Origin of the sequence: Mycobacterium sp. DL440 (assembly GCF_011745145.1) — a bacterium.
Lineage (GTDB): Bacteria > Actinomycetota > Actinomycetes > Mycobacteriales > Mycobacteriaceae > Mycobacterium.
Genome location: NZ_CP050191.1, coordinates 3,002,919 through 3,015,880, shown reverse-complemented (window position 1 = coordinate 3,015,880; position 12,962 = coordinate 3,002,919). Strand labels below are relative to the sequence as shown.

Sequence of the window (12,962 nt, the reverse complement as noted above, 5' to 3'; positions counted from 1 at the left end):
CATGGTTAGTGCCGATCCGGCAGCCCCCCGCACCTCCGATGCGCGTCTGGAGCTGATGCGGCGCCGGCTTGCCGAGCGGGGCCTGGCGTCAGCATCGGGGGAATCCGGACAATCGGCCACAGGCACCGACGGTGCGCCGTTCGATCCCACCGTGCTGTCGGACGGGCAGCGCCGGATGTGGTTCGTGCAGGGATTCGATCCGAGTGGGGTACTGCTCAACATCTGCCTGTCCTACCGACTCGACGGGGTGATCGATGCCGAGCGGTTGCACGACGCCGTCAATGCGGTGGCGGGGCGGCACCCGAGCTTGCGCACCACCTACCACGCCGACGAGAACGGCGAGCCCACCGCGACGGTGCACGATGACCTGGCCCCGGGATGGGCGGTGCACGACCTGTCCGACAAGTCCGAGCGGGCGCGCAAGCTGCGCCTCGAGGTGTTGGCGCAGCGAGAGTTCGGCACAGCCTTCGACCTGGGCAGTGACTCACCGTTGCGGATCACGCTGATCAAGACCGGTCCAGGTCAGCATGTGATGTTGTTTGTGGCGCATCACATCGCCTGGGATGACGGCTCGTGGCGGGTGTTCTTCACCGACCTGACTCGGGCCTACGTGGGGGAGCAGCTCCCCGAGACACCGCAGGTGACGGTATCCGAGGCTCCGGACGGTGATGCGGATCTGGCGTACTGGCGCGAAGCGTTGGCCGATCCGCCGGAGCCGCTGGAGTTGCCCGGCCCCGCGGGTTCGGTGGTGCCCAGCGGTTTTCGGTCCCAGCGCAGCGCAGTCCGGTTGTCCGCCCAGACCGTCCACCAGGTATCGGCCCTGGCCCGCGAGACCGGCGCCACCCCGTACATGGTGCTGCTCGCGGCGTTCGGCGCGCTCGTCTACCGCTACACCCACACCGACGATTTCCTGGTCGCCACCCCGGTGCTGAACCGCGACACCGACGAAACCATCGGCTATTACGGCAACACGGTGGCGATGCGGCTTCGGCCCCAGGGCACACTCGGGTTCCGCGACCTGGTCGCGGCCACCCGGGAGACCGCCATCGGCGCCTTCGCGCATCAGCGCGTCAACCTCGACCGGGTGGTGGCCGAACTCAACCCGGACCGGCGCCACGGCGCCGAGCGGATGACGCGGGTGAGCTTCGGGTTCCGCGAGTCCGACGGTGGTGGGTTCCGCCCGGACGGTGTGACGTGTGAACGTGCGGACCTGCGCGGCCAACATACCCAGCTGCCATTGGGTTTCATGGTCGAACTGGACGCCGCGGGTGCGGTGGTGGAGGCCGAACATCTCACCGAGGTGATGGATGCGGAGCTGGCCGCGCAGATGCTGCGGCACTTCGCCGTGCTCCTCGACAGCGCGCTCGCCGAGCCCGACCGCCCGCTGTCTCGGCTGGAGCTGTTCACCGCCGAGGACGCCGAGTGGATGCGCGCAGTGTCCACCGGCGAGCAGTTCGACACGCCGGGAACCACATTGGCCGCACTGGTCACCGAGCAGGCCGCCCGTACCCCCGATGCCATCGCGGTGGTTTACGAGGGCCGGCACTACAGCTACCGTGAGATCAACGAATCGGCGAACCGAGTGGCGCACCGGCTGATCGAGCAGGGCATCGGCACCGAGGACCGCGTCGCCGTGCTGCTGGAGAAATCGCCCGAGCTCGTCATCACCGCACTGGGCATCGTCAAGGCCGGCGCCGTGTACCTACCGGTCGACCCGACCTATCCCGAGGACCGGCTCACCTACATTCTGTCCGACTCCGACCCGAAGATTATTCTGCGCGAGCCGGTCGACGGCCTGGAGAACTATCCGGCCACTGATCCCACCGACGCCGAACGGATCCGGCCGCTACGCCCGGACAACACCGCATATCTGATCTACACGTCGGGATCCACGGGCCTGCCCAAAGGCGTGCCGGTGCCGCACCGGCCGATCGCGGAGTACTTCGTCTGGTTCGGCGGCGATTACCAGGTCACCGAGGACGAGCGCCTGCTGCAGGTTGCCTCGCAGAGCTTCGACGTGTCGATCGGCGAGATCTTCGGCATGCTCGCCGCCGGTGCGCGCCTGGTGATCCCGAAGCCGGGCGGTCTGGGCGACATCGGTTATCTCACCGATCTGCTGCGCGACGAGGGCATCACCTCGATGCACTTCGTCCCGTCGCTGCTCGGTCTGTTCCTGTCGCTGCCAGGGGTCAACGAGTGGCGCACGCTGCAGCGTGTGCCGATCGGTGGCGAGGCGCTGCCGGGGGAGATCGCCGACAAGTTCCTCGCCACGTTCGACTCGCTGCTGCACAACTTCTACGGCCCCACCGAGACGGTGCTCAACTGCACGCGTTACAAGGTGGAGGGCAAACAGGGCGCCCGGATAGTGCCGATCGGTACACCGAAGATCAACACCACGATCCATCTGCTCGACGATGCGTTGCAGCCGGTGCCGGTCGGGGTGATCGGTGAGATCTACATCGGCGGAACACATGTCGCGTACGGCTACCACGACCGCCCACGCCTCACAGCGGAGCGGTTCGTCGCCGATCCGTTCAATCCCGGCGGACGGATGTACCGGTCGGGTGACCTGGCTCGGCGCAACGTCGACGGTGACATCGAATTCGTCGGCCGCGCCGACGAGCAGGTCAAGGTCCGTGGCTTCCGCATCGAACTCGGCGAGGTCTCGGCGGCGATCTCTGTCGACCCGTCGGTGGGGCAGGCCGTGGTGGTGGTCAGCGACCTGCCGTCGCTCGGCAAGAGCCTGGTCGCCTACATCACACCGGCGGTCGATGCCGCGCAGGTCGAGATCGACCGTATCCGGGCCCGGGTGACGGCTGCGCTGCCCGAGTACATGATCCCTGCCGCGTTCGTCGAGCTGGCCGAGATCCCGATCACCGCGCACGGCAAGATCGATCGCCGGGCACTGCCCGAGCCGGAGATCCGCTCGGCCACCGAATTCCGTGCGCCGGACACCGAAACCGAACATGAGATCGTCGCGTTGTTCGGCGAACTGCTCGAGCGCGACGGGGTCGGCGCCGACGATTCGTTCTTCGATCTGGGCGGTCACTCGCTCCTGGCCACCAAACTCGTTGCCGCGGTTCGGACTCGCTGCGGTGTCGAGCTCGGCGTGGCCGATGTCTTCGAGCACGCCACGGTGGCGGGCCTGGCCGCCAAGGTCGATGAACTGCGCGCCTCGGGCCTCGGTGCCGGCTTGCCGGCCATCGTGCCCGTCCCACACGAAGGCCCGTCGCAGATGTCGGCTGCCCAGCACCGGCAGTGGTTCCAGTTCCGCATCGACGGACCCAACCCGGTGAACAACGTGCCCTTCGCCGCACGGCTGACCGGACCCTGCGATGTCGAGGCATTGGCCTCGGCGGTCAGCGATGTGGTCGCCCGGCACGAGATCTTGCGCACCACCTACTGCGAAATCGACGGTGTGCCTTATCAGGTGGTCCACGCGGTCACTCCGGTCACCGTGCGTCGCACCGACGGCGCCGGCGAGGATTGGGTGCAGGGCGAACTCGACGCCGAACGGCGATACTGCTTCGACCTGGAGAACGAGTGGCCCGTCCGGGCCGCGATGCTGTCCACTCCGGATTCGCACGTGCTCTCGCTCGTGGTGCACCACATCGCCGCCGACCACTGGTCGGGCACGGTGCTGTTCACCGACCTGCTGACCGCCTACCACGCCCGCCGGGCCGGACAGGCACCTGAATGGGCGCCGCTGCCGGTGCAGTACGCCGACTTCGCGGCCTGGCAGGCAGAGGTGCTCTCGGGCGACGACGAGCGCGTCGAGGAACAACGCACCTACTGGAAACGGCAACTGGCCGGGCTGTCGGGGGATCCCGACGTCGAGAACGGCCTGCAGCCGGACTTCCCGAGGCCGCCGGTGCCGACCGGAGAGGGCAAGGCGCTCGATTTCACGATCGATACGGCCATCCGGACCAAGCTCGTCGAGCTGAGCCGTGAACTCGGGGTGACCGAATTCATGGTGTTGCAGGCGGCCGTCGCGATCGCCCTGAACAAGGCCGGGCAGGGCACCGACATCGCGCTGGGCACCCCGGTGGCCGGGCGTACCGCGCCCGAACTCGATACGCTGATCGGGTTCTTCATCAACATCGTGGTGCTGCGCAACGACCTGTCGCAGAACCCGACACTGCGTGAAGTGTTGAACCGGGCGCGGGGCATGGCGTTGGCCGCCTACAAGCATCAGGACCTGCCGTTCGACCGGGTGGTGGACGCGGTGAGTCCGGTGCGTTCGCTGGCCCGTAACCCGCTGTTCGGCGTGGTGGTGCACGTGCGTGAGGACCTGCCGGCAAGTCAGGTCATCGACACCGGTGCCGACGGCGAAACCCGTTTCACTGCACTGGAACCCACCTTCGACGTGGCCCACGCCGACCTGTCGCTCAACTTCTTCGCCGAAGCCGGCGCCGGATATCGGGGCACGGTCATCTATCGCACCGAGCTCTACGAGGCGGCCACCGCGCAGCGTCTCGTGACGTGGCTGAAGCTCATCGTCGAGGCATTCGTCACCGACGCCGACCAGACGGTGCGCGACATCGCGGTAGTCGATCCGGTAGAGCGCGATCTGCTGGTCGGGGACTGGAGCCGCAAGGCGGTAGCGCCAGCCGGTCTGCCGCAGACCGAGGGCGCCACTCGGGTGTATGTGCTCGATGAATGGCATCAACCGGTGGCCATCGGTGTCACCGGTGAGGTCTACTACGCCGGCGGTGCGGTTGACGAGGCAGCCCGGGCAGCCCGTGGCGTCGCCGCAGATCGCTTCGTGCCCAACCCGTTCGGCGACGGGCAGGTGTACCGCACCGGGGACCGCGCCCGCTGGACCACCGATGGTCGGCTGGAGCCCATCACCACCGGCGAGCCGCGCGTGCAGGCCGCCCTGGAAGCGCTCGAAGGGGTAGCCCTTGCGGCGACGCGATACTGGGAAGGCCGCGACACGACGACGCTGGCCGGCTACCTGGTGCTCGCGCCGGAAGTGGCTGACACCCAGGACTTCCTGGACGCCGCGCGCGCCGCGCTGCCCGAGGAGTTCGCCGGTGCTGTGCTCGCCGTGGTCGATGCCATCGAACCCGCCAGGCTGACCCGGCCCCGGGTCACCTCGGCGGCACCCGCGGAGCCGCCGGCCACGCCGACCGAGGAGACGCTGGCAGCGATGCTGGTGACCTTGCTGGGTGTCACCCAGGTGGGCCGGTACGACGACTTCTTCACCCTCGGCGGCGACAGCATCTTGGCGGTCCAGCTCGCGGCGCGGGCCAGGGACGCCGGTGTGGGGATGACGGCACGCATGGTGTTCGAACATCCCGGTCTGGCCGATCTGGCCGCCGCGATCGATAGTGCGGGTGACGACGCTGACGGCACTGTGGTCGCTGACGTCCACCATGAGCCGATGTCCGCATCGGGCCTCTCGCCCGACGAGCTGGCCGCGCTGACCGCGGGATGGGGCCAGGACCAGGGGATCTCGACGTGACGACCACCGGAACGCCGCCCGGCGTCGAGGACGTCCTGGCATTGAGCCCGCTGCAACAGGGGTTGTACTCGCTGACCGGCCTGACCGAAGGCGACGACGGGGCCGACCCCTATGTCATCGCGATGGCCGCCGACATCGACGGGGCGCTGGACGCCGAGCTGCTGCGGGCCTGTGCCGAGGCGATGCTGGTGCGCCATCCCAACCTGCGGGCCAGCTTCTTCCAGGGAAACCTGAGCCGCCCGGTGGCGGTGATCCCGTCGGCCGTCGAATTGCCGTGGCGGCATGTGCACGCTGATGACGAGCAGGCGCTCACCCTGGAATCCGCGGAGCGTTCCCGGCGCTTCGACCTCGGCCGCGGACCGCTGATCCGGTTTCTGCTCATCGAAAAGCCCGGGCAGCGTTGGCGTCTGGTGATTGTTGCTCATCACATCGCGATCGACGGCTGGTCGCTTCCGGTCTTCGTCGGTGAGTTGATCGCGCTCTACGGGGCCAATGGCGACGCGGCTGCACTGCCCTCGGCGGTGCGTCCCTATCGCGATTACATCGGCTGGCTGGCCGGGCGCGATCAGGCGGCCAGCCGGGCGCGGTGGCAGGCACATCTGTACGGCATGGACGCCCCGACGTTGTTGTCGCCGGTGTTGTCCGGACAGGCGGCCGAGCCGGGTCTGCCCGCACGCACCGAGGTGACCCTCGACGAACAGCAATCCGCCGAGATCTTCGAGGCCGCCCGGCGACGCGGCGTCACGGTCAACACGTTGTTCCAGATGGCTTGGGCGACAATTCTTTCGGTCTTCACCGACCGCACCGATGTGGTGTACGGCGTCACCGTGTCGGGCCGCCCTGACGAACTGGCCGGCGTCGAGTCGATGGTGGGCCTGTTCATCAACACCGTGCCGCTGCGGGTCAGGGTCGATCCCAAGCTGCCCGTTGGGAATCAGTGCCTGGCGCTACAGCGCGAAGCCGCAGAGCTGCGCGAGCACAGCTACCTCAGCCATACCGAGTTGCGTTCGCTCGGCGGGATCGGCGAGCTGTACGACACACTGCTCGTCTACGAGAACTTCCCACCCGGCGGGCTGGTCGGCAGTGACGAGTTCGCTCTCGGCGGTGCGGTGTTGCGGCCCTCCGCCTTGGAGAGCCTGTCGCACTTCCCGGTCACCATCGCCGCACATCCCACCCACGGCCGGCTCACGGTGCTCGTCGAAACCCTTGACGGGGCACTGGGACAGCTCGATCCGCAGATGCTGGGACTTCGGGTGCTGAGCGTGGTGCAGCGGCTGTTGCACTGCTGGGAGCGTCCGCTGCGCGAGGTCGCGGTCACCCTCGACGACGAGTCACAACCCGTCGGTGCGCCGCAGATTGCTCAGGCGTACGACGGATTCCACGCCGGCTTTCACACCACGTTCGGCGAGACCGCCGAGGAGCGGCTCGGTTCGGTTGCCGTGAGTTGGGAAGGGGGAGAGCTCAGCTATCGCGAACTCGACGACGCCGCCGATCTCCTGGCCGCCGAGCTGATCCGGCGCGGTGTTTCCGCCGAGACTCCGGTGCCGATCCGATTGCGCCGTGGGCCCGACTACGTGGTGGCGATGCTCGCAGTGCTCAAGGCGGGCGCGATGATCGTGCCGCTGGACCCGGCCATGCCCGACGAACGGGTGGCCGAGATTCTGCGCCAGATCGGCGCAGGCCTGCACTCGCTCGTCGTCGACGAGGCCCTGCTGGCAGCTGTCGATTCCGAACCGGACGTCGACTACCGGCCCGCGCCGGTGTACCCCGGGCAGGGCGCCTACATCGTGTTCACCTCAGGCACGACCGGAAAGCCCAAGGGCGTCATCGGAACCCATCAGGCGCTGCTGGCCTACTGCGCCGATCACGCCCACCAGGTACTGCAGCCGGCGGCCAACCGACTCGGCCGTCCCTTGCGGGTGGCCCACGCGTGGTCGTTCACGTTCGATGCGGCCTGGCAGCCGTTGGCAGCCTTGCTCGACGGGCACACAGTGCACATCGTCTCCGACGAGGTGCAGCGCGACGCCGAGGCGCTGGTGGAGACCATCGGGCGCTTCGCGATCGACATGATCGACACCACCCCGTCGATGTTCGCTTCCCTGCGGGCCGCGGGCCTGCTCACCCAGGTGCCGCTGGCGGTGCTCGCGCTCGGCGGTGAGGCCATCGACACCGCCACCTGGCGGGGTATCCAGGCCGAATGCGAGCGCACCGGGATGTCCGCGCACAACTGCTACGGTCCGACCGAGACCACGGTGGAAGCCGTCGTCGCGACGATCGCCGAGTACGCACAGCCCTGTATCGGGCGTCCCACGGAGTCGACCGCGGCCTACGTGCTCGACGGCTGGCTGCGGCCGGTTCCTGACGGTGTGTGCGGCGAATTGTATTTGGCCGGTGGACAGTTGGCCCGCGGCTATCTCGGCCGGCCGGGAGAGACGGCCGGACGGTTCGTCGCCGATCCGTTCACGCCAGGTGCCCGTATGTACCGCACCGGTGACCTGGTGCGCCGACGGGTGGAATCTCGTGCTCTTGAATTCCTTGGCCGCAGCGACGACCAGGTCAAGATCCGTGGCTTCCGGGTGGAGCCCGGAGAGGTGGCCGCGACGCTGCATACTCATCCCGGGGTGCGGCATGCCCATGTGGCGGTACGGCAGCACCGCAGCGGGCCGCGCCTGATTGCGTATGTGGTGACCGATACTCCGGTCATCGAGTTGCGCGGGATGCTGACCGACACCCTGCCAAGGCATCTGGTGCCCCATCACATCGTGGCCGTCGACGAGATCCCCCTGACGACCAACGGCAAGGTCGACGACGCCGCACTGGCGGCCCTGGGTACCGGCGGACGCTCCGAGGGGGCTGAGCACCCTGCCACGGAGACCGAGCGGCTGCTGGCCCAGGTACTGGCCGAGGTGCTGGGAACGACGGACGGCGCGGGCGTGGACGTCACCGCGGACTTCCTCGATCTCGGGCTGGACAGCATCGTGGCCCTGTCGGTGGTGCAGGCTGTGCGGCGACGTGGCGTGGCTCTGCGAGCCCGCCTGATGTTGGACTGCGCGACCGTTCGTGAACTCGCGGCCGCGATCGACGCCGATGCGGCCGCCGTCGCGCAGGCTCAAGGCGCAGCCGACGATGCCCCACCCGACACCGGCCCGATCCCGTTGTTGCCCAACGGGCGCTGGCTCTACCAGTACGGCGACCCCCGCCGGCTCGCTCAGACGGAGGTGTTCCGCCTGCCCGCCGGGATCACCCGAGCGCAGCTGGAAGCCCTGCTGCGCAACGTGATCGACGGGCATGAGGTGCTGCGCACCCGATTGGACCGCGAGACTTTGACCTTGGTCCCGCATACGCCAGGGGAGGTGCTCGCGGAGGCGACCGGGTCGGGTGATCTCAATGCCGCGGTGGCCGAGCAGGCGGACCTCTCGGTGCAACGCCTGGATCCGCAGAACGGGTCGATGCTCGATGCGGTGTGGCTGCATCACCCACAGACGGACGGCGGCCTGCTGATCCTCACCGCCCACGTGCTGGCGCTGGACCCGGCGTCGTGGCGGATCCTGGTCGGTGAGCTCGAAAATGCTTGGCATGCATTGGCATCCGGGCGTACGCCGCTGCCGGTGCGGGAGCACACCTCGCTGCGGCAGTGGTCACGGCTGCTGTCCGAGCGGGCGGCCACGCTCGACACCTGCGACTTCTGGGAGCGGCAGTTCGAGGGCGGCGATCCGGAAATCGGTGCGCGCCGAGTCGATCCGTCCGCCGACCGGATGGCCGATGTGACGATCAAGATGACCTTCGCCGAGCCCGACGTGACGGCCCGATTGCTCACCGGCCCGGTCCCGGTGACCGAGGTGTTGGCCGCGGCGACCGCTCGTGCCCTGAGCAATTGGCGTCGCCACCGCGGCCAGCCGACCCCGGCGCCGGTGCTGGCGCTGGAAACCCACGGCCGCTCGGATGCGGTGGTGTCAGATCACGACGAGGTCGATACCGGCGACACCGCCGGGTTGCTCAGCATGATCTACCCGTTGCGGTTGAGCGCCGACGACGCCCGTGGTGTCGCCGCGCAGGTGGCCGCGATCCCGGGCGACGCGATCGACTACGGGCTGCTTCGGTACCTGCGGGAGGACACTGCCGAACGGCTCGGCGTCCACCAGGATCCGCAGGTGCTGCTCAACTATCTGGGCCGTATCGAACTGGATGCGGCCGACCATGCTCTGCTGCAGGACCGTTCGTTGCAGACCGGGGTGACCCCGGTTCCCGAGCCGAATGTTGCTGTGCGCCATGAACTGACGGTCATGGCCGCGGTGATCGACCGCGACGGGTCGGCCGTGCTCGGCACCCAATGGCGGACCCTGCCCGACATTCTGTCTGCCGAGGACATCGCCACCCTGCAGGCGATGTGGCTGGACGCACTGCGAGAGGTGATCACATGAGTGCCCCATCGGCCCCCACCCTGGCCGTCATCGGTGCCGGGCCCAAGGCCATTGCGGTGGCAGCCAAGGCCGCTGAGCTGCGGGCGATGGGCGTGCCCGCCCCTGAAGTTGTCGCCATCGAGCGCGCCGGGGTGGCCGCCAACTGGCAGGCCGTCGGCGGTTGGACCGACGGTAACCATCGCCTCGGCACCGGCCCCGAGAAGGACGTCGGCTTCCCCTACCGGTCGTCTCTGGTGTCGCGGCGCAACGCCGAACTCGACGAGCGGATGACCCGGCACAGCTGGCAGGCCTACCTGATCGCCACCGGCGGATTCGCCGAATGGGTGGACCGGGGCCGGCCCGCACCGACCCACAGACGCTGGAGCCAGTACTTGGGCTGGGTGGCCTCGGACATCGGGATGAACGTGGTTTCCGGTGAGGTGGAACGTATCTCGGTGGACGGAGATGCCCATCGGTGGACGCTGCACACCGCCGAGGACACCGTGTGCGCCGACGGACTGATGGTCACCGGACCCGGTCAGGCCGAGCGTTCGGTGCTGCCAGGCAATCCCCGGGTGATGTCGATCGCGCAGTTCTGGCACCAAGCCGGTAAGCACGAAATGATCACCGCCGAACGGGTGGCGGTGATCGGGGGCGGTGAGACCGCTGCGTCGATGCTCAACGAGCTGTTCCGCCATCGGGTTTCGACGATCACGGTGATCTCACCGACGGTCACCCTGTTCACCCGCGGCGAGGGGTTCTTCGAGAACACTTTGTTCTCCGATCCGACCGGATGGACCGGGCTGACCATGGCCGAGCGTCGGGATGCCCTGGCCCGCACCGATCGTGGGGTGTTCTCGGCCCGCGTGCAGGACGTGCTGTTGGCCGACGATCGGATCCGTCATCTGCGTGGCCGGGTCGCACACGCCGTGGCGCGCGACGAGCGAATCCGGTTGACGTTGTCGACCAACACCGGCGGTGAAGCGGTCGAGACCGTGCACGGCTTCGACCTGGTGATCGACGGGTCCGGCGCCGATGCGCTGTGGTTCGCTTCGTTGTTCAGCCAGGACGCGCTGGACCTGCTCGAGCTGGGCCTCGGGGGTCCGCTGACCGGTGACTCCCTGCAGGAACATATCGGCCACGACTTGGCCCTGACCGACGTGTTCCCCAAGTTGTTCCTGCCGGGGCTGGCCGGGCTCACCCAGGGGCCGGGTTTCCCGAACCTGAGCTGTCTCGGCCTGTTGTCCGACCGGGTGCTGGGTGCGAACCTGGCCCACCCCTCGATGAGGAGAGTCGATGAGTTCCAATCCGTTCGATGACGAGAATGGCACGTTCTATGTGCTGGTCAACGATGAGGACCAGCACAGCCTGTGGCCGGCGTTCGCCGATGTGCCCGCCGGTTGGCGGACGGTCTTCGGTGCGGCCGGCCGGGCCGAGTGCCTGAGCTATGTCGAGGAGATCTGGTCGGACGTGCGGCCCCGGAGCCTGCGTGAGGCGTTGGCACACTAGCGGGGAAGTGACTCGCCTACGGCTACGCCGGATTCGGGGCGAGCACGTCCATGTCGAACAGCCGGGCATGCAGGATGGTGCGGTTACGCAGGGCTGAACGCACCGCCCGGTGCAGCCCGTCCTCCAGGTAGATGTCGCCGCGCCACTTCACCGCGTGCGGGAACAGGTCGCCGTAGAACGTCGAGTCCTCGGACAGCAGCCGGTCCAGTGCGAGCACCGTGGTGGTCGTGACCAGCTCGTCGAGGCGCAGCTGTCGCGGCGGGATGCGGGACCAGTCCCGGTGGGAGAGCCCGTGCTCCGGGTACGGTTTGCCCTCTTGGACACCCTTGAAGATCATCGCCGGCCCACCTCCGTCGCAGTGGTGCGCGGTGTTGCCATCGGCATAGTTGCCTAGGTTAATACCCGTGCGGGTGACTGTCCGCGCCGGTGTCACCCGGCGTGACGGCCTCGCGTCTGTACCGCAGAATCGGTAAACCCGCTGCTTGTCAGTAAAATGAACCGAGCTGAATGCACACATCGCTGCTGCGAAGGGTAGGTGAACAGGTGGGGAGTGCCGACGAGCGTCGTTTCGAGGTGCTGCGCGCCATCGTCGCCGACTTCGTGGCCACCAAGGAGCCGATCGGCTCCAAGACTCTGGTGGACCGTCACAACCTCGGCGTGTCGAGCGCCACGGTCCGCAATGACATGGCGGTGTTGGAGGCGGAGGGCTACATCACCCAGCCCCACACGAGCTCGGGCCGGGTGCCCACCGAGAAGGGTTACCGCGAGTTCGTCGACCGCATCGACAACGTCAAGCCGCTGTCCTCATCGGAGCGCCGCGCGATCCTGTCCTTCCTGGAATCCGGGGTGGACCTCGACGACGTGCTGCGGCGGGCGGTGCGGCTGCTCGCGCAGCTGACCCGGCAGGTCGCCATCGTGCAGTACCCGACGCTTTCCACCTCGTCCGTCCGCCACCTTGAGGTGGTGGCACTGACTCCCGCCCGGTTGCTGCTGGTGGTCATCACCGATTCGGGCCGGGTGGATCAGCGCATCGTGGAACTCGGCGATGCGATCGACGAGCATGAGCTGGCCAAACTCCGCGAGATGCTGGGGCAGGCGCTGGAAGGCAAGCCGCTGACGGCGGCGTCGATCGCGGTGAGCGATCTCGCCACGCATCTCAACGGCCACGGCGCGCTGGCCGATGCCGTCGGCCGGTCGGCGACCGTCCTGGTCGAGACCCTCGTCGAGCACACCGAAGAACGACTGTTGCTGGGCGGCACCGCCAACCTGACCCGGAACACCGCCGATTTCGGCGGATCGCTGAGGTCGGTGCTGGAGGCGCTCGAGGAGCAGGTGGTGGTACTACGGCTGTTGGCGGCCCAGCAACAAGCGGGCAAGGTGACCGTGCGGATCGGTCACGAGACCGAGGCCGAGCAGATGCTGGGTACGTCGGTGGTGAGCACCACCTACGGCAGCTCGGGCAAGGTGTACGGCGGAATGGGTGTGGTAGGTCCCACCCGAATGGACTATCCGGGAACGATCGCCAATGTTGCGGCGGTTGCTCTTTATATCGGCGAAGTCCTAGGTACTCGTTAATGCAGCCGGTC

General features: G+C 68.0%; 5 protein-coding genes and 1 pseudogene. 5 read left to right on the top strand and 1 reads right to left on the bottom strand.

The window, feature by feature from the left end:
- The first annotated feature begins 1 nt into the window (after position 1).
- From HBE63_RS14590 to HBE63_RS14575, 4 genes are read left to right on the top strand one after another with little or no spacing between them, the layout of a single operon-like run.
- A complete protein-coding gene (locus HBE63_RS14590) occupies positions 2–5,467 on the top strand; it encodes a non-ribosomal peptide synthetase (RefSeq protein WP_243858727.1) in 5,466 nt (1,821 codons plus the stop codon).
- On the top strand, positions 5,464–9,888 hold the full coding sequence (locus HBE63_RS14585) for a non-ribosomal peptide synthetase (protein ID WP_166905373.1): 4,425 nt from the start codon (positions 5,464–5,466) through the stop codon (positions 9,886–9,888). Before HBE63_RS14590 ends, HBE63_RS14585 begins: the two co-directional genes overlap by 4 nt.
- Positions 9,885–11,186 (top strand): NADPH-dependent L-lysine N(6)-monooxygenase MbtG, encoded by a 1,302-nt coding sequence (gene mbtG, locus HBE63_RS14580; protein WP_166905372.1) that lies wholly within the window; start codon positions 9,885–9,887, stop codon positions 11,184–11,186. Before HBE63_RS14585 ends, mbtG begins: the two co-directional genes overlap by 4 nt.
- Positions 11,164–11,376 (top strand): MbtH family protein, encoded by a 213-nt coding sequence (locus HBE63_RS14575; protein WP_166905371.1) that lies wholly within the window; start codon positions 11,164–11,166, stop codon positions 11,374–11,376. The genes mbtG and HBE63_RS14575 overlap by 23 nt, the downstream gene beginning before the upstream one ends.
- A gap of 21 nt (positions 11,377–11,397) precedes the next feature.
- Here the strand turns inward: HBE63_RS14575 and HBE63_RS14570 are convergent.
- Positions 11,398–11,713, bottom strand: a pseudogene (locus HBE63_RS14570) (type II toxin-antitoxin system VapB family antitoxin); the annotation flags it as partial.
- A gap of 206 nt (positions 11,714–11,919) precedes the next feature.
- On the opposite strand from HBE63_RS14570, the gene hrcA reads away from it, so the two are divergent.
- On the top strand, positions 11,920–12,951 hold the full coding sequence (gene hrcA / locus HBE63_RS14565) for a heat-inducible transcriptional repressor HrcA (RefSeq protein ID WP_166905369.1): 1,032 nt from the start codon (positions 11,920–11,922) through the stop codon (positions 12,949–12,951).
- Positions 12,952–12,962: the final 11 nt, after the last annotated feature.